This is a genomic window from Lentzea tibetensis, assembly GCF_007845675.1.
Taxonomy (GTDB): Bacteria; Actinomycetota; Actinomycetes; order Mycobacteriales; family Pseudonocardiaceae; genus Lentzea; species Lentzea tibetensis.
Genome location: NZ_VOBR01000028.1, coordinates 88,854 through 112,157 on the forward strand (window position 1 = coordinate 88,854; position 23,304 = coordinate 112,157).

General features: G+C 70.3%; 24 protein-coding genes. 12 read left to right on the forward strand and 12 right to left on the reverse strand.

The genetic code is table 11. The annotated features are described in order from the left end of the window. Position 1: 1 nt before the first annotated feature. The 3 genes from FKR81_RS33735 to FKR81_RS33745 form a co-directional block, all read right to left on the reverse strand. Entirely contained in the window at positions 2-1,177 is a 1,176-nt protein-coding gene (locus tag FKR81_RS33735; RefSeq protein ID WP_186763332.1) for a radical SAM protein, read from the reverse strand. Beyond that, positions 1,177-2,424, reverse strand: coding sequence for an MFS transporter (locus tag FKR81_RS33740; protein ID WP_146358285.1), 1,248 nt, complete (start codon positions 2,422-2,424; stop codon positions 1,177-1,179). Before FKR81_RS33740 ends, FKR81_RS33735 begins: the two co-directional genes overlap by 1 nt. 96 nt (positions 2,425-2,520) lie before the next feature. Further along, on the reverse strand, positions 2,521-3,249 hold the full coding sequence (locus FKR81_RS33745) for a fibronectin type III domain-containing protein (RefSeq protein ID WP_146358286.1): 729 nt from the start codon (positions 3,247-3,249) through the stop codon (positions 2,521-2,523). 51 nt (positions 3,250-3,300) lie between these two features. Here FKR81_RS33745 and FKR81_RS33750 point away from each other — a divergent pair, with 51 nt between their 5' ends. Next, positions 3,301-3,528 carry a hypothetical protein gene (locus FKR81_RS33750; RefSeq protein ID WP_146358287.1) on the forward strand — a complete coding sequence of 76 codons (228 nt, stop codon included), beginning with the start codon at positions 3,301-3,303 and terminating at the stop codon, positions 3,526-3,528. Here the strand turns inward: FKR81_RS33750 and FKR81_RS33755 are convergent. Continuing rightward, on the reverse strand, positions 3,497-3,772 hold the full coding sequence (locus FKR81_RS33755) for a helix-turn-helix domain-containing protein (protein WP_146358288.1): 276 nt from the start codon (positions 3,770-3,772) through the stop codon (positions 3,497-3,499). The genes FKR81_RS33750 and FKR81_RS33755 overlap by 32 nt on opposite strands. A gap of 58 nt (positions 3,773-3,830) precedes the next feature. On the opposite strand from FKR81_RS33755, the gene map reads away from it, so the two are divergent. Both map and FKR81_RS33765 read left to right on the forward strand, forming a co-directional pair. Next, positions 3,831-4,637: a type I methionyl aminopeptidase gene (map, locus tag FKR81_RS33760; protein ID WP_146358289.1), complete on the forward strand. Its 807-nt coding sequence runs from the start codon at positions 3,831-3,833 to the stop codon at positions 4,635-4,637. A gap of 106 nt (positions 4,638-4,743) precedes the next feature. Continuing rightward, entirely contained in the window at positions 4,744-5,712 is a 969-nt protein-coding gene (locus FKR81_RS33765) for a LuxR C-terminal-related transcriptional regulator (RefSeq protein ID WP_186763333.1), read from the forward strand. Here FKR81_RS33765 and FKR81_RS33770 read toward each other — a convergent pair. Beyond that, positions 5,706-6,542 (reverse strand): hypothetical protein, encoded by an 837-nt coding sequence (locus FKR81_RS33770; protein WP_146358291.1) that lies wholly within the window; start codon positions 6,540-6,542, stop codon positions 5,706-5,708. The two genes, FKR81_RS33765 and FKR81_RS33770, sit on opposite strands and share 7 nt — an antisense overlap. A gap of 282 nt (positions 6,543-6,824) precedes the next feature. Here FKR81_RS33770 and FKR81_RS33775 point away from each other — a divergent pair, with 282 nt between their 5' ends. Continuing rightward, positions 6,825-7,385: an RICIN domain-containing protein gene (locus tag FKR81_RS33775; RefSeq protein ID WP_146358292.1), complete on the forward strand. Its 561-nt coding sequence runs from the start codon at positions 6,825-6,827 to the stop codon at positions 7,383-7,385. A gap of 921 nt (positions 7,386-8,306) precedes the next feature. On the opposite strand, the gene FKR81_RS33785 is transcribed toward FKR81_RS33775, so the two are convergent. From FKR81_RS33785 to FKR81_RS33800, 4 genes are all read right to left on the reverse strand, one after another. Then, positions 8,307-8,936: a VOC family protein gene (locus FKR81_RS33785; RefSeq protein ID WP_146358293.1), complete on the reverse strand. Its 630-nt coding sequence runs from the start codon at positions 8,934-8,936 to the stop codon at positions 8,307-8,309. A gap of 19 nt (positions 8,937-8,955) precedes the next feature. Further along, positions 8,956-9,687 (reverse strand): SDR family oxidoreductase, encoded by a 732-nt coding sequence (locus FKR81_RS33790; RefSeq protein WP_146358294.1) that lies wholly within the window; start codon positions 9,685-9,687, stop codon positions 8,956-8,958. Between the two features lie 105 nt (positions 9,688-9,792). After that, positions 9,793-11,142 (reverse strand): dihydrolipoyl dehydrogenase family protein, encoded by a 1,350-nt coding sequence (locus FKR81_RS33795; RefSeq protein WP_235921943.1) that lies wholly within the window; start codon positions 11,140-11,142, stop codon positions 9,793-9,795. A 5-nt stretch (positions 11,143-11,147) separates the two neighbouring features. After that, complete coding sequence (locus FKR81_RS33800) at positions 11,148-11,591, reverse strand: VOC family protein (protein ID WP_146358295.1); 444 nt, start codon at positions 11,589-11,591, stop codon at positions 11,148-11,150. Between the two features lie 940 nt (positions 11,592-12,531). On the opposite strand from FKR81_RS33800, the gene FKR81_RS33805 reads away from it, so the two are divergent. The 4 genes from FKR81_RS33805 (at position 12,532) to FKR81_RS33820 (ending at position 17,688) form a co-directional block, all read left to right on the forward strand. Continuing rightward, positions 12,532-15,285: a helix-turn-helix transcriptional regulator gene (locus FKR81_RS33805; RefSeq protein ID WP_146358296.1), complete on the forward strand. Its 2,754-nt coding sequence runs from the start codon at positions 12,532-12,534 to the stop codon at positions 15,283-15,285. A 92-nt stretch (positions 15,286-15,377) separates the two neighbouring features. After that, on the forward strand, positions 15,378-16,385 hold the full coding sequence (locus tag FKR81_RS33810; RefSeq protein ID WP_235921945.1) for a polyprenyl synthetase family protein: 1,008 nt from the start codon (positions 15,378-15,380) through the stop codon (positions 16,383-16,385). A 99-nt stretch (positions 16,386-16,484) separates the two neighbouring features. Continuing rightward, entirely contained in the window at positions 16,485-17,054 is a 570-nt protein-coding gene (locus FKR81_RS43925) for a DUF4352 domain-containing protein (RefSeq protein ID WP_186763334.1), read from the forward strand. A gap of 76 nt (positions 17,055-17,130) precedes the next feature. Continuing rightward, positions 17,131-17,688, forward strand: a complete 558-nt coding sequence (locus FKR81_RS33820; protein WP_146358298.1) for a mycothiol transferase — start codon at positions 17,131-17,133, stop codon at positions 17,686-17,688. Between the two features lie 6 nt (positions 17,689-17,694). Here the strand turns inward: FKR81_RS33820 and argG are convergent, their stop codons facing one another. Continuing rightward, positions 17,695-19,140: an argininosuccinate synthase gene (argG, locus tag FKR81_RS33825; RefSeq protein ID WP_146358299.1), complete on the reverse strand. Its 1,446-nt coding sequence runs from the start codon at positions 19,138-19,140 to the stop codon at positions 17,695-17,697. A gap of 133 nt (positions 19,141-19,273) precedes the next feature. Between argG and FKR81_RS33830 the strand changes: the two genes are divergently transcribed. Together FKR81_RS33830 and FKR81_RS33835 are read left to right on the forward strand one after the other, a co-directional pair. After that, positions 19,274-20,614, forward strand: a complete 1,341-nt coding sequence (locus FKR81_RS33830; protein ID WP_235921947.1) for a M28 family metallopeptidase — start codon at positions 19,274-19,276, stop codon at positions 20,612-20,614. 36 nt (positions 20,615-20,650) lie between these two features. Then, positions 20,651-21,001, forward strand: a complete 351-nt coding sequence (locus FKR81_RS33835) for a VOC family protein (protein WP_146358301.1) — start codon at positions 20,651-20,653, stop codon at positions 20,999-21,001. Positions 21,002-21,006: 5 nt separating this feature from the next. Here the strand turns inward: FKR81_RS33835 and FKR81_RS43930 are convergent, their stop codons facing one another. After that, the gene (locus tag FKR81_RS43930; protein ID WP_186763335.1) at positions 21,007-21,144 is read right to left on the reverse strand and encodes a hypothetical protein; all 138 of its coding nucleotides are present in this window, start codon (positions 21,142-21,144) and stop codon (positions 21,007-21,009) included. On the opposite strand from FKR81_RS43930, the gene FKR81_RS33840 reads away from it, so the two are divergent. Together FKR81_RS33840 and FKR81_RS33845 are read left to right on the forward strand one after the other, a co-directional pair. Beyond that, positions 21,135-21,653: a potassium channel family protein gene (locus FKR81_RS33840; protein ID WP_235921949.1), complete on the forward strand. Its 519-nt coding sequence runs from the start codon at positions 21,135-21,137 to the stop codon at positions 21,651-21,653. The two genes, FKR81_RS43930 and FKR81_RS33840, sit on opposite strands and share 10 nt — an antisense overlap. Before the next feature lie 83 nt (positions 21,654-21,736). Beyond that, entirely contained in the window at positions 21,737-22,222 is a 486-nt protein-coding gene (locus FKR81_RS33845; RefSeq protein WP_146358302.1) for a DUF1269 domain-containing protein, read from the forward strand. Between the two features lie 9 nt (positions 22,223-22,231). Here FKR81_RS33845 and FKR81_RS33850 read toward each other — a convergent pair whose 3' ends face one another. After that, complete coding sequence (locus tag FKR81_RS33850; protein ID WP_146358303.1) at positions 22,232-23,296, reverse strand: VanZ family protein; 1,065 nt, start codon at positions 23,294-23,296, stop codon at positions 22,232-22,234. Between the last annotated feature and the right edge of the window lie 8 nt (positions 23,297-23,304).

The following is a 23,304-nucleotide window of genomic DNA, read 5'->3' on the forward strand; positions in this document are numbered from 1 at the left end:
CTCACACTCCGTTCAGGTAGAGGAGGATGCACTTCGAGCAGACCGGCATCATGCCGCTCGCGGACAGGATCTCCCGCACGGAGCGGAACGCACTGCTCTGCCACAGTTCATCCACAGCGGACTCGTACAGGTTGCCGACGACGAACTCCGGGAAGAACTTGCACGAGCTGACGTTGCCGTCGGCGTGCACCTCGAGCCGGTTGGACACCGCGAGGCACTTGTTGCGGTGCTGGGCGGGCCGTGACGTGCCGAGGATGAAGTCCTCCACCTCGTCGGCCTCGAGCTGCGGCTGGTAGCGCACCCGCACGTGCCACGGCCTGCTCGCCAGCCTGGCCATCGACTCCCGCAGCACGGGCAGCTGCTCCGGCGGGAGCTGGTAGGTGTAGGAGTGCCACGTCGGCTTGCGCGTGCCGGTGTCGTTGTCGAGCCAGGCGAACGAGCGCTCGTACAGCTCGTCCATCGCGCCCGCGACCTCAGGGCTGATGTACCACGGGAACTGGAAGTACACCGTGTTGACGCCCAGTTCCTCTGCCCACTCCATGAACTCGTACATCTTGCCGACGGTGACGTGGGAGACCATGCAGGACAACGAGACTTCGCCACCGAACGAACCGTCGCGCTTGAGGTCGAGCATCCGCTGGATGTTCTCGGTCGTCCTGCGGAAGGTCCCCTTGCCGCGCAACGCCTCGTGGTCGTCACCGAGCCCGTCGAGGCTGACCAGCAGATTGAGGTTCTCCCCGATCCGCAGCAAGTCGTCGAGCTTCCGCTTGAACAGCAACCCGTTCGTGCACATGTTGACCGTGCGCGGGTAGCGCTCCAGCAGGTCGACGACCTCGTTGAACCTGGTGTGCATGAGGGGTTCACCACCCCAGAGGAACAGCTTCGACCGGCGCGGGGCGGTCGCCCGCAGCACGTCCTCGACGACCTCCATCGCCAGCTCGGTGCGCTGCTTGACGGGGCTGAAGTCGCGGAAGAAGCCCTGTTCGTTCCACTGGTAGCAGTGCGTGCAGCGCAGGTTGCAGCGGTAGGTGAGCTGCAGGCTCACCTCCTGCGGCAGCGGCGCGGCGTAGCCGGGGTCGGCGAGCAGGTTCTTGCGGGCCGAGGAGCGGATGGACACCGTGTGCTTGATGTCCGCGAACTCCTTGACGTTCAGCGTCCGAGTGGTCCTCGGGTGCATCAGTCCTCCTCAGCGTCGTTCGGAATCCCCTGCGGGAGCAGCAGAACAGCGACGGCGATGCACACCCCGCCCACCGCGATCACCGAGACCAGCGTGCGCGAGCCACCGACCACGTCCCGGAGGACGTCGGTGACGATTCCGGCGGTCAACGCCCCCAGCGGGACGGCCGACGAGGCCAGCACCCGCGCGGTGGCGAGGACCGTGCTCTGCCGGTCAGCAGGCGCCAGCCGCTGCCGGACGCTCAGGTTGATCACGGCCCACGCCGGGATCCACACGGCCGACAACGCCCTGATCGTGAACAGCACCGCGACCGGCGCCGGGACGACCAGGCACAACGGAACCGCGCACCACACCAGGCCTTCCAGCGCCGTGCAACGAAGCGCGCCGCGCAGTCCCAGTGCACGAACCGCGGGCCCGACGAACACCACGCCCGCCAACGCGCACGCCGCGCCCACCGCGAGCAGCAGGCCGGTCGCGGTGCTGCTCATGCGGAGCTCGCGGTAGGCGTACAACAGCAACGCCGTGTCCACCACACCGGTGCCGAACATCCGCACGGCCGAGCTGAGCGCCAACCGGCCGAGCACGGGATGCTCACTGGTGTAACGGAATCCCTCGCGCACCCGCTGGAACACCGGCTCACGGGAGCGAACCGGTTCCGGGTCGGCGGAGATCCGGCTGCGCCCGAAGGCCGACACCAGGAACGGCAGTGCTCCCAGCGCCAGCGCCACGACCGGACCGAAGGCGCCGATGACCGCGCCCGCCGCCGCGGGTCCGGCGAGCTTCGACGCGCTGTCCGTGCTCTGCAGCCGGGAGTTGGCCCCCAGCAACCGTTCCGGTCCGACGAGTGCGGGCAGGTACATCTGGCCGGAGATGTCGGTGAACACCGTGGCGACCCCGGCGACGGCCACCGCGGCCACGAGCACGCCCGCCGAGTGGACCCACCCGGCGGCCACCGCCAGCGCGACCCCCGCGAACACGCAGAACCGCACCAGCTCCGTGCCCACCATCACCCGCCGCACCCGCGCGTGCGCGAGCAACGCCCCCGCGAACAGGCCGAACAGCGGATAGGCCAGCCATCCCGCGGCGGCCACCGCGCCCACCTGCGCGTCCGAGGCGTCCAGCAGCAGGATGGCGGTCGTCGGCATGATGAAGCCGGTGAGCCGGTCGCCGACGGCACCCGCCGTCTGGCTCGACCAGAACAGCGGGAAGTCCCGGTCGGACCCCGCTGTTCGGTCTCGTCGGCCCATCTCGGCTTCGACAGCCAACACAATCCCTCTCGGAGAACGACGGCGAACAACGCGCGGCCCGCGAAAACGCTAAGCGCTCTCCAGCTAATAAATGCACTAGAGCGACGCGGGCACGACGATCGTCGGCGACCAGGGGGTGCAGGTGGAGCGACCGAGGAACCGCTTGGCGCAGGCCTCGATCGTGAACCCGTACATGCGCGCGGGATCGGCGCCCCGCAACGTGAAGCGGCGGGCCGCGACCTCGACGCCCTTGGTCGGAGGTGAGCGTTCCTCCCACCACTGGATGTTGAACGCGTCGGCGTCCGGAAAGCTCCACACGACCGTGACGGTGTCCGCTGTGCGTTCGACGGACACGACGCACGGCCGGTCCGCGGTCGGGCAGTCGCCGACCCGGCTGACGGGTGCGTAGCGTTCGCCGAGGACGATCCGCCGCAGGTGGACACCGGTCGACGTGATGGGCCCGCCGACGAGGTGACCGCCCTGGAAGTTCAGGAACCGGAGCTCTCCGTCGGGGCGCACGTAGTCGACCGGTGGCTCCAGCGCCGCGAGGTCGGCGTGCCACGCCAGCGCGAGCTCGTGCGGGATGATCACCAAGCCCAGTCCCGGAATCCGGTACGAGTCCTCCCAGATGACGCCCCTGTCACCAACGGGCGTGTGCGAGTAGCCGGTCACGTCGGTCGCCGTGTCCCCCAGGGGACAGTGGCCGTGCGTCGTGGCCAGCTCGCGCACCTCGGGGTCGACCGCGAACGCGGGACACCGCAACCGGGACCGCGCGTCGACCACCGCCGACTCCGCGACCATCCCGCTCACCGCGCCGAGCGCCACGACCAGCGCGATCGCCTGCGCCGCCGGCCACGCCCTCGACCGCCGCGGCAGGTGGCCAGCGCCTTCCGCCTGCTGGGCAGGCCCGGTTTCGACGTGTGCGGCGCCGCCGACGCGTCCGCCGCGCTCGGGGCGTGCGTCATGGAGGTCGAGGCCGCGCTGGACCACTTGGTCGGCCTCGGTCTCGCCGAATGGGCCGAGTGCGACACCTACCGGCTGCCGCCGCTGATGCGCCTGTTCGCCGCGGAGCTCACACCGCGCGCCCCAGCACTGTCCCGGTGATCTCGGGCCGCCACGCCGCGGCCAGGTCGTCCAGCCGGATGCACAGCGCGTCGCTGAGGGCGACGATCGTGGCGAACGCGGGGGTGGGCAGCCGGCCGGTCTCGATCTTGCGGAGCGTCTCGGGCGAGATGCCCGCCGCCACGGCCACGTCGCAGAGGCCGCGCCCGCCGCGCGCCCGTCTCAGCGCGGCACCGAGGCGCCTGCCTGCGTCGATCTGCGCGGAGGTGAGTGGACGGCGAACCATGGGTTCAGGCTACGGTAGACGGTATAGTTATACCACCCACCGCCGCACGGAGGACCTCTTGATCGAGCTCAAGTCACCCGAGGAGATCGGGCGCATGCACACCACCGGCCAGTTCGTCGGCGAGGTGCTCGACGAGCTCACCACCGTCGCCGCCGTCGGCGTCAACCTGCTCGACCTCGAACGCCACGCCCGCCGCCTGATCGAGGAGCGCGGGGCCGAGTCCTGCTACTGGGACTACGCGCCGTCGTTCGGCCGCGGCCCGTTCCGCAACGTCATCTGCCTGTCGGTCAACGACGCGGTCCTGCACGGACTCCCCCACGACTACGTCCTGCGCGACGGCGACCTGCTGACCATGGACATGGCGGTGAGCATCGACGGCTGGGTCGCGGACTCGGCGTGCTCGATCATCGTCGGCACCCCCGCGGAGGAAGATCTCCACCTGATCCACGCCACCGAGGTGGCGCTGGAGGCCGCGATCGAGGCAGCCCAGCCGGGCAACCGCCTCGGTGACGTCTCGGCGTCGATCGGCGAGGTCGCCACGGAGTTCGGCTACGCGGTCAACCTCGAGTTCGGCGGACACGGCATCGGCCGCACCATGCACGAGTCCCCGCACGTGCCCAACGACGGCCGCCGCGGCCGCGGGCTGACGCTGCACCCCGGCCTGACCATCGCGATCGAGCCCTGGCTGGCCCGCACCACCAACGAGATCGCGTTCGATCCGGACGGCTGGACCATCCGCTCCGCCGACGGGTCGCGCACCGCCCACTCCGAGCACACCGTCGCGATCACCGAGGACGGTCCGCTGGTCCTCACGCGCCGTCCCAGGCAAGGCGAGCAACACGGGGAGTCCGCGGCCACCGGGTGATGCCGGCGAACGGCGCAGTCGCACCGAACTCACCGCCGCGCACGAGGTGATCAGATAGGTTCTCGGCGCAATGCGAGGCTTGCTCGCGGTTGCGGAGGGAGCGGGGATGTCGGAGCTGCTGGCCGGTTTGCTGCGAGGTCCGGCAGCCGAGCTCTACCAGCGGTTGCTGTCCACGGGCCCGTTGCGCATCGCCGAGCACCCCGAGCTGGCCGACTCACCCGAGGTCGAGGAGCTCGTCGACGCCGGGTTCGCACGCAGGAGGTTCGTCGGCGAGCCGGTGATCGTGCCCGTCGAGCCGTCGCGGGCGGTCGACCAGGCGCTGATCAGCATGCAGCGCAAGCTGTTGGACCAGCACCGGACGATCGTGCGCGTCCGCGAGCAGATGGACGTGCTGCAACGGTCTTACGTCGCGAACGCGGACGAGCACGACACCGCGATCCGGGTGTACACCGATCCGGCCGAGATCGGGGCGCTGTCGGTGGAGCTGTGCCTGTCCGCCGAACGCGAGTTCTCGAACCTCGAGACCGAGCACTACCGCAACCCGCCCGACGGGCGGTCGGCCAAGGTGCCGCCCGCCGAGGTGCTCGAACGCGGGGTGCGGTTCCGCAACATCTACGCGCGGCCCGTGCTGGACATGCCGTTCGCCGGCGAGATGATCCGGCGGTGCGCGGAAGGCGGCTGGCAGCTGCGGGTGCTGCCTTCACTGCCGATGAAGATGGTGCTGGTCGACGACCGCGCGGCGTTGCTCCCCGTCGACCGGACCGGCATGGAGGGTGCCGTGCTGGTCCGCGCGCCGGTGATCGTGTCCGCGCTGCGCATGTACTTCGAGCTGTTGTGGGGCCGGGCGCTGCCGTTGAACGACACGGGTGTGGAGAGCAAGTTCTCCGCGCACCAGCGCGGCGTGCTGCGGCTCATGATCAGCGGCATGACGGACGCGGCGATCGCGCGGCACCTCGACGTGAGCGAACGGACCGTGCGCAGGCACATCTCCGCCGCGCTCGAGTTCGTCGGCGTGGACAACCGGATCACCGCGACCGCCATCATCGTGCGCGACGGCTGGCTCGACTATCACTGAGGTCCGGGGCCAGGTGCGACGCACTGCCACTCGACCGGGCCCTGGCCGTTCGCGACGTAGCCACCGGTGAAGACCTTGCGGTAGCCGGAACCCTTCTCCTCGTCGACCCGCCAGACGCGGTTGTTGCTCTCGCAGCTGGTGGGCATCAGCACGGCCAGCCTGCCCGTGGTGGTGATCGCGAAGGCCGACGTCGGGTACTTCGGGCTGAGGTCGAACGCGACGATCTGCTCCGGCGCAACGATGTCCGGCACGGTGATCCGCAGCTTGGTCCTGCCGACGACGCGACCCGTCGCCGTCCACGCCGTCACCGTCCCGTCGCCGGTGAGGCCGATGATCCCCTCGCGGGTGTCGCCGATCAGCCTGCTCGCGCCGGACAGCGCGACGATCCTCTCGCCGTCCCACGTGTCCGCGCCGTCCTGCCAGCCCGAGTGGACCCAGCGGTGCACCGCGCCGGCCTTGTCCGTGCCGTAGATGACACCGGGCTCCGTGGAGATCAGCGACGTGAACCCGCGCCAGTCGGACGCGCCAACCTGTTGCCACGACAAGAGATCAGCTGACCAGTACAGCCCGCCGGTCGTGGCCGAGACCCGGTAGTACACGCCGGTGCCGTGCCGCACCCCCGACCAGAACACCGCGGCGACGTCCGCCCAGCCCTCTCTCGCGACGACCTGTTCGCCAGCCCAGCGCGACGCGTCCCGGTTCGTCTCGAGGCAGAACCTGTGCTCGACGAGACCGCCCGCCGTCGTGATCGCGTAGACCTGGCGCTCCCACAGCGCGCACGGATCCGGCGGCGGATCAGCAAGCGCGGGCGTGACCACCGTCGCGCTCATCGCGATGACAGCGACGGAAATGCAGCGGTGGAGCCAGAAACGCAACGATCTCATCATCTTCCTTCGAACCAGGCGAACACCTACCGGCGGCCGAGACTACGCACCGCACGCCGTTGGAGAACCCGTGATCGACGACCGGATCTGGACAGTGACCGAATCCGGTCACGCGCGCTTGGCCGGTACTGGCCATTGGCCGCTCGTGCCCTTACCCGGACCCGAATCGGCTGCCTAGCTTTGCGTCGCCCCGCACACAGCTGGGTATACGCAGAGGGAGACCGAACCATGAGCAAGAGACTCGTTGTCCGCGGACTCGCCGTAGCCGCCGGGCTGGCGATCGCGGCGGCGCTGGGAGCCGCCGCACCCGCCACCGCGGCCACGGGCGCCGCCGCCGTCATCAAGCCCGCGAGCCTCCCCGGCGCGTTCTACGCCGAAGCGATCAACCGCAACAGCGGCAAGTGCATCAACGTCGCGGGCGGCTCCGGCTCCAACGGCGCGTGGATCCAGCAGTACCGCTGCGACAACACGCCCGCGGCGAAGTTCCTGTTCCTGCAGAACACCGACGGCTACTACGAGGTCCAGAACCAGAGCAGCCGCAAGTGCGTCGACATCGAGTACGGCGGCAGCTGGCTCGGCGCGCGCACCCAGCAGTTCAACTGCAACGGCAGCCAGACCCAGCAGTTCCGGCTGACCGAGCTCGGCAACGGGTACGTCAAGTTCGTCAACCGGTTCAGCGGCCGCTGCATCGACGTGCCGAACTACAGCCACGACGACCGCGTGGTCCTGCAGCTGTGGAACTGCGTGGCTGGTGCGGAGAACCAGGAGTTCCGGCTGAACATCGGCTGACAGCCGCGATGTCGGTCCGCCGGGGGTGCACGCCGTCCCCCGGTGGACCGTCAGCGGTGGAGTGTCAGCGGTGGAGTGTCAGCGGTCGAGTGTCAGCGGTCGAGTGTCAGCGGTCGAGTGTCAGCGGTCGAGTGTCAGCGGTCGAGTGTCAGCGGTCGAGTGTCAGCGGTCGAGTGTCAGCGGTCGAGTGTCAGCGGTCGAGTGTCAGCGGTGGAGTGTCAGCGGTGGAGTGTCAGCTCCAGCCGGATCCGCGGTGACGGCACGGTGGCGGTCCAGTGCTCGGCGAGCGCGGCCTCGACCTCCGCGAGCTTCGTTACGGCTTCTTTGCGGTGTGGGTGGGGAGGGGCTCGCGGATCACCAGAGGTGGCCATATTTTCAGGTGGGGGTCAAGACAAAAAGACGTCTTGACCCCCACCTGAAAATATGGCAAGGCTGCGCCTGATCCGCGAGCCCCTCCCCACCCCGGCCCTTCGGATGCTTGGGATTGTTCGGCTGTCGGTTTGTGCTCGGGGGCCGCGCCCGGTTGGCAGTGCGGGGGTTGGGAGTGCGGCGGGCGCTCTTTTCTCTTGGTATCTGCCGGTTTCGGCGGTGCTCGCTTGGTGCCTGCCGGTTTTGCTGGGCTCTCTTGGTACCCGCCGGTTCGCCCGTGCTCGCTGTGCGACCGCTGGTTTCGTTGTGTCCGCTCTGCGCGTGCCTGTGTCGTCGTGGTCGCTGGGGTGTGCTGGCTTCGCTTCGCTCGCGGGGTCTGCGCCACACCGCTCTAGTTGCGTGTTCGCGCGCCCCTGATTCGTGCGGCTGCGTGGCCGGGGATTGTCGGTGCTGGCTGAGAGCATCGATTCGGGGGGTTCTCACACACGGGGGACGCCTGCGTGAGCGTGGCGGCAACCGATGCCCGCCACGCTCACGTGGTTGCGCTGCCGGTCACAACGGCAGTTCGGTCCCCGCCTGCTCAGCCACCATGTACTCCGCGTACCAGTCGGGCCAGTTCACATCGGCCTCACCGGTGCGCTTCTCGTGCTCGCCGTGCGCGGCCGCCGCGCGGCGCATCGCGTTCGCCAGATCGCTCGAGGAGCCGTATGTGGTCTCGGCCTCCACGCGTCCGGGGAGGCGCGTCGTGACCTCCTGCAGCAACCACTCGTTGCCGTCGGGGTCGTTGAACACGGCGCGCGAGCGGTAGGTGCGGCGTTCGGGATCCAGGCCGGGGGCCGGGCCGTCCGGTCCGCTGTGGAAGATCTCGCCCACCTCGACGCCCGCGGCGACGATCGCGTCCCTGGCGGCCACGATGTCGGAGACGATCAGGTAGCCCTTGCCGGAACCGGGTGTGGCCGTCGTGAGCGTCGTTCCGAACTGGACTGACGACGCTGAACCGTGGGGCGTCAACTGGACGACGCCGGGCGGTGTGACGTCCACCCGCCAGCCCAGGCGGCCGTAGAACTCCTTCGCCCGGTCGACGTCCGACACGGGAATGACCACTACCTCGAGCTTCATGTCGATGTTCTTGACGTCCGCGCCCTCGGCGAGGTCGTTGCTCCGGACTTCCGTGGTGCTCATCTCAGCCTCTCATCTGTGTTCAGCCGGCGGCGAGCTGTTGCCCGCCGTCGATGTCGTAGGTCGCGCCGGTGAGTGCCGTGTTCGCCATGAGGTGCACGGCGAGTGCGGCGACGTCGCTCGCTTCGACGACGCGTCGAATCGGGAGCGTGGCGCGGAGTTGGTCGCGGCGGTGGTCGAGCTGGTCGCCCAGCAGTGCCGCGGACAGCGGGGTGTCGACGAAACCGGCGGCGATCAGGTTCACCCGGATCGGCGCCAGTTCTAGTGCGAGGTTGGCGGTCATCGCGGGCAGTGCCGCGGTGAGCGCCGACATGACCGCCAGGCCCGCCTGCGGACGGCGGGCGTTGGTGCCGCCCACGAACAGCAGCGTGCCCGACGGCCGGACCTTGCCGACCGCGTTGCGCGCGATGTGCAGCGGTAGCAACAGGTGTTGGTCGACGATGTGCTGCGCCTGCTTGAAGTCGATGTCGGCCAGCGGTGCGTAGTACGGGCCTCCGGCGGTGACCAGCACGTGGTCGACGGGTGTCGGCAGGTCCGCGAAGAACTCGTCGAGGCGGGCGAAGTCGGTGGCGTCGAAAGCCTTGTGGCTCAACGCGTCCAACTCGCGCGCGGCTCGCTCGAGGCGGTCGGGATCGCGGCCGGTCAGGATGACGTCGGCTCCTTCCGCGCGAGCCAGCCTGGCCGTGGCGAGGCCGATGCCCGCGCTGCCGCCGATCAGGACCACCCTCTGTCCGAGCAGTTGAGGTTCACGCATCGGTTTCTCCTGATGTCTTGCGGGTCAACGCCCGCAGCAGCGACCGGAGCTCACGCCAGGCGTTCGGCGTCGGGACTTGATCTGGGTAGAACATCGCCTCTCCTCTCAGGAGGCGGCCCGCACCTGGGTGTCGAGGTCGCGCAGGCCGTGCATGAAGGCCTCGGAGAACGTCGGGAACGGCTGAATCACGTCGAGCAGCACGGACAGCGGCACCTGGGCGCGGATCGCGACCGTTGCCTGCTGGAGCCATTCGCCAGCCTCGGGCCCGACGGCGTGCGCGCCGGTGAGCCGTTCGCCGTCGGAGACCAGGGTGAGGAAGCCGGGCCGCTTGTCGTAGTCACGGGTGTAGGTCGCCGTGCGAGCGACGCCGGACAGCTGAACGGTCGCGGTGAAGCGTCCGTCGGCGGCACCGACGGCGGCCGCCTGCGGTTCGGTGAACACCACGCGCGGGACGGCGTCGTAGTTGATGGTTCGCTGCTGGCCCAGGATGTTCGCGGCCACCACCCGGCCGTGGTACTCGCCGACGTGGGTCAGGTTCCACTGCCCGGTGACGTCGCCGACGGCCCACAACCCCTCGCCCGCGGCCATGCGGTCGTCGACGTGGATGCCGCGCGAGTCGGCCTCGATGCCGACGGTCTCGAGCCCGATCCCGGCAACCCGCGGACGCCTGCCGGTGGCGACGAGGAGCTTGTCGCCGCGCAGCCGCGTGCCGTCCGGGAAGTCGAGCACGTACTCACCGGCGTCCAGTCCGGCCGAACTGGCGTGCTGTCCCAGCCGAAGCTCGATCCCGTCCGCACTCAACGCTTCGCCCAGCGCCTCGCCGACCGCGCGGGGTTCGCGGGGCAGCACGTGCTCGGCACCGTCCACGAGCGTGACGGTGGCACCGAGACGCGTGAACGCCTGTGCCATCTCAACGCCGGTGGGCCCGGCCCCGAGAACGAGCAGCCGCCGCGGAATCTCCTCGACACCGGTAGCTTCCCGGTTGGTCCACACCCCAGGCAGGTCACGCAACCCGGGAACCGGCGGAACAACCGGGTCCGACCCGGTGGCGATCACGACGTGCTCGGCCGAGTAACTCCGCTCGCCCACCGCGACGGTGCGCGGCCCCGCGAGACGACCTTCGCCGCGCAACACCTCGATCCCCGCGTCGCGCGCCCACGTCTCCTGGCCAGCGTCGGAGTACTTCGAGACCATGAAGTCACGCCAGGCCAGCACAGCGGACGCGTCGACGGGCCCGGTGACCGCTTCACTCGCGCCAGGCACGGTGCGAGCAGCGGCGACCGCCTCACCAGGACGCAGCAGCGTCTTAGACGGGATGCACGCCCAGTACGAGCACTCGCCCCCGAGCAGCTCCCGTTCCACGATCGCGACCCGGAGGCCGCCGGCGGCGATGGCGGCCGCGGTGTGCTCACCGGGCGCGCCACCACCGATGACGATGACGTCGAAGTCAGCCACGATCTTCACCGCCCAGGCAGACGCGTGGTGATCTCCTGCAGCACCCAGCCGTTGCCGTCCGGGTCGCTGAAAGAGGCGTACGACGAGTAGCTGCGGCGCTCAGGGTCCGGCCCCGCGACCCGGCCTTCGGTGCCGGCGCGGTGGAAGATGCCGTTCGCGTCGTGGAAGACCTCGCTGACTTGCACGCCGTGCCCGACGAGCTCGGCCCTGGCAGCCTCGACGTCGGTGACGACGAGGTGCAGGCCCTGCACGGATCCGGGCACGGCCGAGGTGACCCGGTTGCCGAAGATGATCGACGCCTGCGAGCCGGGCGGGGTCAACTGCACGACGCGGAAGCCGTCGTCACCAACGAAATCAGCGTCCAGCCGCCATCCCAGCGTCTTGTAGAAGTGCTCGGCCCGGTCGACGTCGGAGACGGGCAGGACCGCGACCTCGAACTTCATGTCCATGATCGGAACTCCTTCGCTGCTGTCCTTGTGGCTTGTTCGAGCGCCACATGGCAACAGTGGTCCTCCGGCCGGTCCCATCGCCCCTGGGAAACACCCTGGCCTCGCACCACCAGGGTGCTGGCACGGGTGCGGGTGTCCCCGGTCGATGCCGGGCGGGGGGCCACGGAACCCCACCAGGCAACCGCCTGTTGCGCGTGGGATGCAGCCACGCTCACGCAGGCGTCCCCGCACGTGAGAACCCCCCGAATCGATGCTCTCAGCCAGCACCGACAATCCCCGGCCACGCAGCCGCACTCACCCACGAATCAAGGGTGCGGGAACACGCAACTGGTGCGGCGTGGCGCAGACCCCCGCGAGCGAAGCGAAGCCAGCACACCCCAACGACCACGACGACACAGGCACGCGCAGAGCGGACACAACGAAACCAGCGGTCGCACAGCGAGCACGGGCGCACCGGCGGGTACCAAGGGAGCTTCGCGAAAACCGGCACGAACCAAGAGAGCCCAGCCAAACCGGCGCGAGCCAAACGAGCACCTACCCAACCGGCAGGTACCAGGGAGCACCACTCAAACCGGCGGGTACCAAAGGAGCACCACGAAACCGGCGGGAACCAAGCGAGCACCGCCCTAACCGGCAGATACCAAAAGAAAGAGCGCCCGCCGCACTCCCAACCCCCGCACTGCCCAACGGGCGCGGCCCCACAACAAAACCGGCAGCCGAATAATCCCAAGCATCCGAACGGGCCAGGGGTGGGGAGGTCCTCGCTGATCAGGCAAAGCCTTGCCACATCGACAATGCCCTGTCAAGGCAGCTTTTCCGCCTTGACAGGGCATTGTCGATGTGGCGACCTCTGGTGATCAGCGAGACCCTCCCCACCCCCCCCCCGCGCTACTGTTCCAAAGCCCCCACAACCGCCCGCACCGCGAAGCAGGACGGTCCGATGCCGAGTCCAGGTCACCCCCACCCGCTACTAGGTCGCAAGATCGAGTGCGAAACCCTGGACGCCCTACTGACAGCCGCACGAGCAGGCCACGGCCAGTCGCTAGTACTGCGCGGCGAGCCAGGAATAGGCAAGACCGCACTACTGGACTACGTGCGAGACCAGGCTTCGGACTACCAGCTGGCACGCGCAACGGGCGTCGAGTCGGAACGCGAACTCCCCTACGCAGGACTCCACCAGCTGTGCGCACCGTTCCTCACCCGCCTCCCCCACCTCCCCGCCCCGCAGCGCGACGCACTGGGCACGGCGTTCGGCCTGTCCGCAGGCGACCCACCGGACCGCTTCCTGGTGGGCCTGGCGGTGTTGACCCTGCTGGCCGAGGTGGCCGACAAGAATCCACTGCTGTGCCTCGTAGACGACGCCCAATGGCTGGACAGGGTGTCCGCACAAGCACTCGCGTTCGTCGCACGCCGCCTGCTGGCGGAACGGATCGCACTGGTGCTGGCAGTACGCGACGCCAGCGGCGAGCGAGAGCTGACGGGCCTGCCAGAGCTCATTGTCCGCGGCCTCAGCGACCCGGAGGCGCAGGCGCTGCTCGACTCACGACTCAAGGTTCCGCTGGACGGCCGGGTCCGCGACCGGATGGTCGCCGAGGCGCGCGGCAACCCGCTGGCGCTGCTGGAGCTGCCGTCGACGCGGGTGGACGGGTTCACCCAGCCCGGTGCGCTGCCGCTGGCCGGACGCATCGAGCAGAGCTTCATCCGCCAGCTGGAACCGCTCCCCGCGGACACCCGGCAACTGCTGCTGACAGCCGCCGCCGAGCCGCTCGGTGACGCCACCCTGCTGTGGCGCGCGGCCGGGCTGCTCGGGCTCGGCGCCGACCCGGCGGCCGCGGCCGAGGCGACCGGGCTGATCGAGTTCGGGGCGCGGATCCGGTTCCGGCACCCGCTGGTGCGCTCGGCGGTCTACCGGTCCGCCTCCGCGCGGGAACGGCAGCAGGTGCACCGGACGCTGGCGGAGGTGACGGATCCGGCTGTCGACCCCGACCGCCGGGCGTGGCACCGCGCGCAGGCCACCACGGTCCCCGACGAGGACGTCGCGGCCGACCTCGAACGCTCGGCGAGCCGGGCGCAGGCGCGCGGCGGGCTGGTCGCCGCCGCCGAGTTCCTCGAGCAAGCGGCCGTGCACACCCCCGACCCCGCGTGCCGGGCGCAACGCGAGCTCGCGGCGGCCAGAGCGAAGCGCGACGCGGGGGCGCTCGACGCGGCACTGCGCCTGCTCGCCGCCGCCGAGGCGGGACCACCCGACCCGATGCGCACAGCCGAGGTGGAGCACCTGCGCGGCCACATCGCGTTCGACCAGCGGCGCGTCCGCGAGGCGGCTCCGTTGCTGCTCAGCGCGGCACGGCGGCTCTGTCCACTCGACGCAGACCAGGCGCGCCAGACGCACCTGGAGGCGCTTTCGGCCGCGATCTGGGCGGCCCGTGATGCCGGGCCGGAGATCACGGACGCGGCGCAGGCCGCACGGGCCGCTCCCCCGGCACGCACCACGCCGCGCGCGGTCGACCTGGTGCTGGACGCGCTCGCCACCAGGCTCACCGAAGGCCACGCGGCCGCGGCGCCGGTCATGACCCGAGCGCTCGACGCGGTGCGCGCACTCGACGTCGGCGCCGAGGACATCGGCAGGCTGCCGTGGCTGCTCGGCAACCGGGCCGCGGGCATGATCGCCACCGAGCTGTGGGACTTCGACACCAGGCGCGCGCTCGCCGCGCGGCAGGTCGAGCTCGCCCGTGCCACGGGTGCGCTCGTGCAGCTGCAGTTCGCGCTGAACTTCCTCGCCGACACCGAACTGCTCGCGGGCGAACTGGTCGCGGCCGAGGCACTGATCGAAGAAGACCGCCTGATCGCCGAGGTGACCGGCACCCCGCCGGTCGGGTACGCGGCGCCCCTGCTCGCCGCACTCCGCGGCCGGGAGGCGCAGGCCGTCGAGCTGATCACGACCAGCGCACGCGAGGCGACGGCGCGCGGCCAGGGCCGTGTCCTCGTGTTCGCGGACTACGCGAGCGCGATCCTCCACAACGGACTCGGCCGCCACGACGCCGCGCGTGACGCCGCGAACAGGGTGTTCTCCCAGGACATCCTGGTGTACCGCGGACTCGTCACCGCCGAACTGGCCGAAGCGGCGTCGCGCACCGGCGACGACGAGCTGCTGGCGGCCGCGGTCGCGCGGATGTCCTCGTACGCCGAAGCGGCCCCGACCGACTGGGCCCTGGGTCTCGAAGCCCGGCTACGAGCCTTGCAGAGCGACGGCGACGAAGCGGACGGTCTCCACCGCCAGTCGATCGAACGGCTGGGCCGCACCGGTGTGCGGGTCGAGCTCGCTCGCGGTCACCTGCTGTTCGGCGAGTGGCTGCGCCGCGAAGGTCACCGCGTCGACGGCCGCGACCACCTCCGCACCGCCCACGAAGCGTTCGAGGCGATGGGGCTGGAGGCGTTCGCCGAACGCGCGCGCCGCGAGCTGCTCGCCACCGGTGAGACCGCGCGCAAGCGGACGATCGAGGCCGCCGAAGAGCTGACCGCGCAGGAGTTCCAGATCGCCCGGCTCGCCCGTGACGGGCTCTCGAACCCGGAGATCGGCACCCGGCTGTTCATCAGCCCGCGCACCGTCGAATGGCACCTGCGCAAGATCTTCACCAAGCTCGGCATCAGCTCGCGCAGGCAGCTGCGCGACACCGCGCTCACCACCGCGTCCTGATCGGCGAACATCTCGTCTGAGGGATCACACGACCGGGCGGACCTGCGGCGATTCGTCGTTTCGCGCCTCGGCGACGCACTAGCGTCCGTCCCGTGTCCCTGGCGACCGATGTCCTCAACGCCCCCCGTTCGGCGCACGACGTGCTGGAGTGGAGCAGGCAGACCGTCACCCCGCGGCTCCAGTCGGCCGTCGCCACGCTGCCGACGACCACGCGCCGCATCGCCGGCTACCAGTTCGGCTGGTCGGACGCGCGCGAACGCACCTCGGCACTCCGCTCGGCACTGACGATGCTGTCCGCGTCGGCCGTCGGCGGCACGCCGGAGCAGGCACTCGCCGCCGCGGCCGCGGTCGAACTGGCGCACCAGCATTGTCAGCTGCACGACGACGTGACCGACGGCGTCCGCACCCGGCGCGACCGGGCGACGGCGTGGACCGTGTTCGGCGCCGAGCCGGCGCTCGAGGCGGCGGACGCGTTGCTGGCACAGGCTTTCACCGTCCTCGCGGGCAGCGGCCACCCGAGCGCCGTGCTGGGCGTGCGGATGCTCAACACCGCCATGCTGGCGGTGGTCGACGGCCAGATCGAGGACCTCGCACTCGACGCACCCCGCCCGCCGGACCTGGCCACGTCCGTGCGGAACGCCGCGTCCACGGCGGGCGCACTGATGGGGTGCGCGTGCGCGATGGGTGCGGTGTTCGGCGGCGGGAGCCAGGCGCAGATCGAGCACCTGCGGGTGTTCGGCGCGCACGTGGGCCTGGTGTTCCAGCACGTCGAGGACCTGATCGGCATCTGGGGCTCGCCGCTGCACGCCGACCTGCACCGGCGCCGGATGTCGCTGCCCGTGGTGGCGGCCATGACGTCGGGCACCGCCGAAGGCCGCGAGCTCGCCGAGCTGTACTCCGGTGACGAACCGCTGTCGGACGCCGAGGCCCATCGCGCGGCCGAGTTGGTCGACCTCGCAGGCGGGCGCACGTGGAGCCTGCGCGAGGTCGACTCCCTGCTGGTGCAGGCCCTGCGCCGGTTGCGGTCCGCGCAGCCGGGGGCCACCGCGGCCGACGAGCTGTTCGCGCTCGCCCAGCAGGCGGCGCGGCACGATCACTGAGGTGGCGGCTGCTCTTTCGAAAAGCGTGTGCTGAGCGTGTGGTGGCGATCGGCAGGATGCCGTCGACAACTCAGTCATTCGTTCCAGAAGAGGTTAGCTGTGCGTGTTGCATACGCCTGTGCCGTCGTGCTCGGGCTCGCTCTGACCACCACCGCCTGCTCGGGCTCCGAGAGCGGCAGCCCGGTCGCCGGTTCCACATCGACGTCGACCAGCAGCAGTGCGGCCAAGAAGGACGCCAAGGCCGACGACGGCGGCGGTGACAAGAAGGCCGCCGCTGGCAAGTCGGTCACGTTGTCCGACGAGACCATGGGCTACTCCGCCGAGGTCACCCTCAACTCGGTCACCACGGCCACCAAGGGCGGCCCGCCGATCGACATCAAGCCCGAGAGCGGCACGTTCGTGATCCTCGAGATCACCTACGTCGGCAAGAAGGGCAAGTACCCGGTCAACCCGATGTACTGGCACCTCATCACGCCCGACGGCAAGGACATCGACCAGATCAAGGGCAACGCGATGCTCGCGTCACCCGCGGACGACCTGGAGGCGGGCGACGTCGAGGCCGGCAAGACGCTCAAGGGCCGGGTCGCTCTCGACGCGAAGCTCGACCCCGGCACCAAGATCGTGGTCACCGACGTGCTGGACAAGCCCATCGGCGAGTGGGTGCTGTGACGGACGTGGCCGGCCAGCACCTGGCCGGCCACCTTCCGGAAGCCGAACGTCCGCAACCGGGTCTACCGTGCCGGCCATGACCGATTCCCCGTGGGAGCCACCACTCGCCGGCACCGAGGTCGAGCACCTCGTCGGTGCACTCGACCGGCTGCGCGCGACGTTCCGCTGGAAGGCCGACGACCTCGACGCGGCCGGGCTGGCGACGCGCGTCGGCGCCTCGACGCTGACGCTCGGCGGGCTGCTCAAGCACCTCGCCGCCTGCGAGGACTTCATGTTCACCACGAAGCTGCGCGGGGAACCGGTCGGTGCCCCGTGGGACGCGCTCGGGTGGGACGGCATGGGCAGCTGGGAGTTCACGTTCGACGCCACCGAGCCGCCCGAGCAGCTGTACGCGCTGTGGGACGGCGCGGTCGAACGGTCCCGTGCCCGGCTCGACGCGGCGCTCGCGGACGGCGGGCTCGACCAGCTCGCCCACCTCGCCTGGTCCGACGGGCGCCGGGTCAGCCTGCGGCGGTGCGTCTGCGACCTGATCGAGGAGTACGGACGGCACACCGGGCACGCAGATCTGCTCCGCGAAGCCGTCGACGGGCGAGTCGGTGAGGACCCGCCCGCCGGATGGCAGCCCAGGAGCTGACTCTCGTCAGTCGTTGCCCGCCTCGAACGCGGCGCGGTCGAGCAGCTCGTCGTCGGCGACCTCGCCGCGAGACGCGATCACCTCGGCACCGCCGTCGGGCACGGCGCCGATCAGCTTGGTCGGCTCCACCTGCGGTTCGGTGATCAGCGCCGAGTGCCGGTTGCCGACCATGCCGAGGCCGGCGAACAGCTCGAGCTTCGCGCGGGAGTCGGCGATGTCCAGGTTGCGCATGGTCAGCTGGCCGATGCGGTCGACCGGGCCGAACGCCGAGTCCTCGGTGCGCTCCATGGACAGCTTGTCCGGGTGGTAGCTGAACGCGGGGCCGGTGGTGTCCAGGATCGAGTAGTCGTCGCCGCGCCGCAGGCGCAGCGTCACCTCGCCGGTGACGGCGGCGCCGACCCAGCGCTGCAGCGCCTCGCGCAGCATCAGCGACTGCGGGTCGAGCCAGCGGCCCTCGTACATCAACCGGCCGAGACGCCGGCCGTCGTTGTGGTACGCGGCCAGCGTGTCCTCGTTGTGGATCGCGTTGACCAGCCGCTCGTAGGCGATGTGCAGCAACGCCATGCCCGGCGCCTCGTAGATGCCGCGGCTCTTGGCCTCGATCACCCGGTTCTCGATCTGGTCGGACATGCCGAGTCCGTGCCTGCCACCGATCGCGTTCGCCTCCAGCACCAGGTCGACGGCGGAGGCGAACTCCTTGCCGTTGATGGTGATCGGGCGGCCCTGCTCGAAGCCGATCGTGACGTCCTCGGTGGCGATCTCGACGGCGGGGTCCCAGAACCGCACGCCCATGATCGGCTCGACGAGCTCGATGCCCGCGTCCAGCTGCTCCAGCGCCTTGGCCTCGTGCGTCGCGCCCCAGATGTTCGCGTCGGTCGAGTACGCCTTCTCGGTCGACGCCCGGTACGGCAGGTCACGCGCGAGCAGCCACTCGGACATCTCCTTGCGGCCGCCGAGCTCGTTGACGAACGCCGCGTCGAGCCACGGCTTGTAGATCCGCAGCGACGGGTTCGCGAGCAGGCCGTAGCGGTAGAACCGCTCGATGTCGTTGCCCTTGTAGGTCGAGCCGTCGCCCCAGATCTGGACGTCGTCCTCGTACATGGCGCGCACGAGCATGGTGCCCGTCACGGCGCGGCCCAGCGGCGTGGTGTTGAAGTACCCGCGGCCGCCGGAACGGATGTGGAACGCGCCGCAGGCCAGCGCCGCGAGGCCTTCCTCGACGAGTGCGGCCCGGCAGTCGACCAGCCGCGCGATCTCCGCGCCGTAGGCCTCCGCACGACCGGGCACCGACTCGATGTCGGGCTCGTCGTACTGGCCGATGTCAGCCGTGTACGTGCACGGCACCGCGCCCTTCTCGCGCATCCACGCGACGGCGACCGAGGTGTCGAGGCCGCCGGAGAAGGCGATGCCGACGCGTTCGCCGGCGGGGAGGGAAGTGAGCACTTTGGACACGACAGGAATTATGCACGATGATGTATGGACATGCACATCGGGGGGGTCCGCAGATCCGACTCCTGTCGGTTGTCCAGGGCAGATGACGCGACGTACGTTCAGCGTCACTACTGGTAGACGCTGGGGAGACACAGTGCGCAGACGTGATTTTCTCGCCGCGGCGGCCGGGGTCGTCGCCGTCGGCGTGAACCCTGGTGGCGCGCTCGCGGCGACCAAGCAGAAGCCCGGCGCCTCCGGGCTCCCCGATCTGGACCTGGGCGACTTCCCCGTGGTGGCTCGGGTCCGCGCGCGCCGGGCCCTGGAGCACCTGAAGGTGCTGAGCGACCGGATCGGGCCGCGCATCGGCGGCACCGAGTCCGAGCACCGGGCGCGGGACTACCTGGTCAAGGTGCTGCGCGAGCTGCGCTACGAGGTCACGACGCAGCCGTTCACGGTGCCGGACAAGTTCCTCGGCGAGATCACCGCGCGGGGCGGGAAGCGCTGGCAGTCCGGCGCGTCCAGGTTCGGCGCGCTCGGGGTCACCGTGCGCGCGCCGTTCGTCGACCTCGGCGACGGCTCGCAGCTGCCCGACGACCTGACCGGCAAGATCGCGCTGTTCGTCAACTCGCCCGCCGGGTCCGTGCCGACGCTCCAGGCCGTCGAACGCGGTGCGGTGGCTGTGCTGCTCGGCCGCGCGTCGGTGCCACCGGCGACCAAGTCGCCCGCGTTCTCGCCGGTGCTGACGCAGACGGTCGCCGTGCCGGTCCTCGGGGTCGCCCAGGTGCACGTGGAACGGCTGCGCGCGCAGGGTCCCGGCGAGCTGACCGTGGCAACGACGCACCACCCGAACCTGACGTCCTACAACGTGATCGCCGACCGGCGGGCCACCTTCCCCGGACCGGACAACGGGGTCGTGATGGTCAGCGCCCACTACGACAGCGTGCCCGGCTCGCCCGGCGCCAACGACGACGGCAGCGGCACCGTGCTGTGCCTCGAGCTCGCGCGGGTGCTGCGATATCTGCCGACGCACAAGGCGCTCCGGTTCGCACTGTGGGGATCGGAGGAACAGGGCCTGCTCGGTTCCCGCTACCACGTCGCGCAGCTCACCCCGCCGGACATCGCGCGCATCGCCGGGGTGTTCCAGAACGACATGGTCGCCACCAGCCACGATCCCGCGACGGCCTACTGGCTGCTGTCGCTCAACGGCGCGGACAACGCCACCACGCGCGAGGTCGCGGCCGCCGCGAAGCGACTCGGCTACGACCCGCGGGTGCACGGCCCGGTGGCGCGCGGCTCGAGCGACCACGTGCCGTTCCACGAGAAGGGCATCGCGGCCGCGAACTTCAGCTGGCGCGGCGAGGAAGGTCCGCACCTGCTGGAGCCGATCTACCACACGCCGGAGGACACGATCGCGGACAACATCAGCCTGGAGCGCCTCCAGGTGTCGCTGGAGCTGATCGGCTCGGCGGCCTACCGGCTGGCCTGCACGCGCTGACCGGCTCGGCGTCCATGCCGTCCCTACGATGACGGCATGGACGTCGATCTGTTCGCGGGCATCCCGGTCAGCAACTACGTCGCGGCGCTCACCTGGTACGAGCGCCTGCTCGGACGGCCACCGGCGTTCTTCCCCAACGACGTCGAGGCCGTGTGGGAGCTCGGCGAGCACCGGTACGTCTACATCGAACTCCGGCCCCAGCACGCGGGCCACGCCAAGCACACGCTCTTCTTCAGCGACTTCGACACCGTCATCGACCAGATCACCGCGCGCGGGCTGGAACCGAAGCTCCGCGAGGTCTACGACAACGGCGTGCGCAAGACGACCTACCTCGACCCCGACGGCAACGAGATCGGCTTCGGCGGCGCCCCGGTCGAACCGAGCTAGCGCGCTCACAGTCCGGGAGCCGCCCGCACCAGGCCGCGCACGTCGCCCGCTTTCAGGTCGATCGACAGCAGGACGTCGCCACCCCGGCTGGGTGAGGCGCACCCCTCACGCCGGGCCGCTACCGTGCTTGCCCGTGACGACACCACGTGGCACCAAGGAGAAAAGGCGCGCCGCGCTGTCGCTGCTGCGGACGGCCGCGCTGGCGTTCGCGGTCGTGTTCGTCTACTACGTCGCGCCGCTCGACCGGGCGCTCGACGCCGGCTCGTGGCTCAGGTTCGCGCTCGGCCTCGTGCTGCTGGGTGCCGTGATCCCGTGGCAGGTGCGCGCCATTCTCGGCTCCGAGGCACCGTGGCTGCGGGCGGTGACCACGGTCGGCGTCGGCCTGCCGATGCTGCTGGTGCTCTTCGCCACGGCCTACACCGTCATCGCCGACAACGTGCCGGGCGCGTTCACCGAGCCGCTCAACCGGACCGACGCCCTGTACTTCACCCTGACCGTCTTCAGCACGGTCGGGTTCGGCGACATCGCCCCCAGGGCCGAGGTCGCGCGGATCGTCGTGATGGTCCAGATGGTCGTGGGACTGGTCGCCGTCGGCTTGATCGCGAAGGTGCTGTTCGGCGCCGCGCGGATGGCCGCCGAGCACCGCGACTGACCTTCTCACCCGCTCCGGAGGAGGCGGGCGCCACGCCCCGGCGTGGACGGTGTGGTCGGAGTTCCGATCCCGAGGAGGCCTGGATGGCAACCCTGACCGTGTGGCGATTCGACGACCCGGCCGGCGCCGAGGACGCGGCCGAGACCTTGCGAGCACTCGCCAAGGAGGAACTGATCACCGTGCACGACGCCGCGACCGTCTCCTGGCCGGGCAACGCGAAGAAGCCGAAGACGCGGCAGATGCACAACCTCGCGGGCGCGGGCGCGCTGGGCGGAGCGTTCTGGGGCACGTTGTTCGGCCTGATCTTCCTGATGCCCCTGCTCGGCCTGGCACTCGGCGCCGCCACCGGCGCGGTGGCCGGATCGATGGGCGACGTCGGCATCGACGACGACTTCATCAAGCGGGTGCGCGACGAGGTCACCCCGGGAACCTCGGCCCTGTTCGCACTCACGTCGAACGCGGTCGTCGACAAGGTGCACGAGGCCTTCGAGCACAGCACCGGCGAGCTCCTGTTCACCAACCTGAGCAGTGAACAGGAGAACGCGCTGCGCGAGGTCTTCGCCGACTGAGCCTCCGGGTCACGCGCGGCGGACGAGGTCACCGGACGGGTCCGCGCTCGGCACCGTCCTCGTCGGGCGCGTGCCCGTCACCTGGTCGGGCCAGCCGCGCTGGTCGCGGCGGAACACCGGCACGACGAACGAACCCACCACCACGAACGCGACCACGACGACGTCCAGCCCCACCCGCCACGACACGTCGAACAACGGCGACAGCCCGACCGCCCAGATGAGCGCACCGGTGGCACCCAGCAGCTCACGCGACAGCAACATCAACGGATGCGGAGCCCGAATGCGGTAGCGCAGCAACCAGTTCCCGATCGTGTGACCGTCCACAACGGACGGCAGCACCACGCGGATCACCACGGCCAGCGCGATCGCCCACCACGGTCCGGCGACCTGGGCGAGCAGCAGCACCGGCAGGAAGTCCACCACCGCCGCGCACAGCCTGCGCGGCACGCTCGCCGCGTCGGGCAACGCCACCACCCGGTCCCGCGACAGGACCTCCGGCACGACCACGGCGACCGGCGCGAGCATCCAGCCGAGCACCGCGCCGAGTGAGTTGGAGATCAGGTCGTCGACGTCGGCGATCCGGTACGGGCACGGGTAGTAGCCGAAGTTCCCGCTCTGCTGCACGATCTCGACGGCCAGCGAGATGCCGAGCCCGATGGCGAGCACGGAGATCGGGCCGCGGCCGTAAGCCTTGCGCAGCACCATGCCCAGCGGCACGAACAGCGCGACGTTGAACGCCTGCTGGAGGAACGCCGACGACCGGAGCACCGCGCCGATTCCGGAACGGCCGTAGAACGCCATGTTGTGCCGCATGTCCGTGACCCACTGGAACGGCGTCGTCTGCACCATCAGCTCGCCCCGGCACACCGTCGCGGGGTCCGGGAACGGCAGGAAGATCAGCGCCAGCGCCACGATCCCGTACGCCAGCAACGCGTAGAGCACGTACGCCCGCCGCGGCTCGACGCGGCCGAAGCGGAGGTAGTGGATCACCACCAGCGGTGCCACCACGAGCGCGCCGACCCCGACGAAAACAGCAAACCCGGCCCTCATGGACTCCAGGTACGACGCCACCATGGGGCCTC

What these genes read in the sequence shown, in the direction of transcription:
- FKR81_RS33735 (WP_186763332.1), bottom strand. Translation starts at nt 1,177, where the DNA reads ATGCACCCGAGGACCACTCGGACGCTGAACGTCAAGGAGTTCGCGGAC.
- FKR81_RS33740 (WP_146358285.1), bottom strand. Translation starts at nt 2,424, where the DNA reads ATGGGCCGACGAGACCGAACAGCGGGGTCCGACCGGGACTTCCCGCTG.
- FKR81_RS33755 (WP_146358288.1), bottom strand. Translation starts at nt 3,772, where the DNA reads ATGGTTCGCCGTCCACTCACCTCCGCGCAGATCGACGCAGGCAGGCGC.
- FKR81_RS33765 (WP_186763333.1), top strand. Translation starts at nt 4,744, where the DNA reads ATGTCGGAGCTGCTGGCCGGTTTGCTGCGAGGTCCGGCAGCCGAGCTC.
- FKR81_RS33770 (WP_146358291.1), bottom strand. Translation starts at nt 6,542, where the DNA reads ATGAGCGCGACGGTGGTCACGCCCGCGCTTGCTGATCCGCCGCCGGAT.
- FKR81_RS33775 (WP_146358292.1), top strand. Translation starts at nt 6,825, where the DNA reads ATGAGCAAGAGACTCGTTGTCCGCGGACTCGCCGTAGCCGCCGGGCTG.
- FKR81_RS33785 (WP_146358293.1), bottom strand. Translation starts at nt 8,936, where the DNA reads ATGAGCACCACGGAAGTCCGGAGCAACGACCTCGCCGAGGGCGCGGAC.
- FKR81_RS33790 (WP_146358294.1), bottom strand. Translation starts at nt 9,687, where the DNA reads ATGCGTGAACCTCAACTGCTCGGACAGAGGGTGGTCCTGATCGGCGGC.
- FKR81_RS33800 (WP_146358295.1), bottom strand. Translation starts at nt 11,591, where the DNA reads ATGGACATGAAGTTCGAGGTCGCGGTCCTGCCCGTCTCCGACGTCGAC.
- FKR81_RS33805 (WP_146358296.1), top strand. Translation starts at nt 12,532, where the DNA reads ATGCCGAGTCCAGGTCACCCCCACCCGCTACTAGGTCGCAAGATCGAG.
- FKR81_RS33820 (WP_146358298.1), top strand. Translation starts at nt 17,131, where the DNA reads ATGACCGATTCCCCGTGGGAGCCACCACTCGCCGGCACCGAGGTCGAG.
- FKR81_RS33835 (WP_146358301.1), top strand. Translation starts at nt 20,651, where the DNA reads ATGGACGTCGATCTGTTCGCGGGCATCCCGGTCAGCAACTACGTCGCG.
- FKR81_RS33845 (WP_146358302.1), top strand. Translation starts at nt 21,737, where the DNA reads ATGGCAACCCTGACCGTGTGGCGATTCGACGACCCGGCCGGCGCCGAG.
- FKR81_RS33850 (WP_146358303.1), bottom strand. Translation starts at nt 23,296, where the DNA reads ATGGTGGCGTCGTACCTGGAGTCCATGAGGGCCGGGTTTGCTGTTTTC.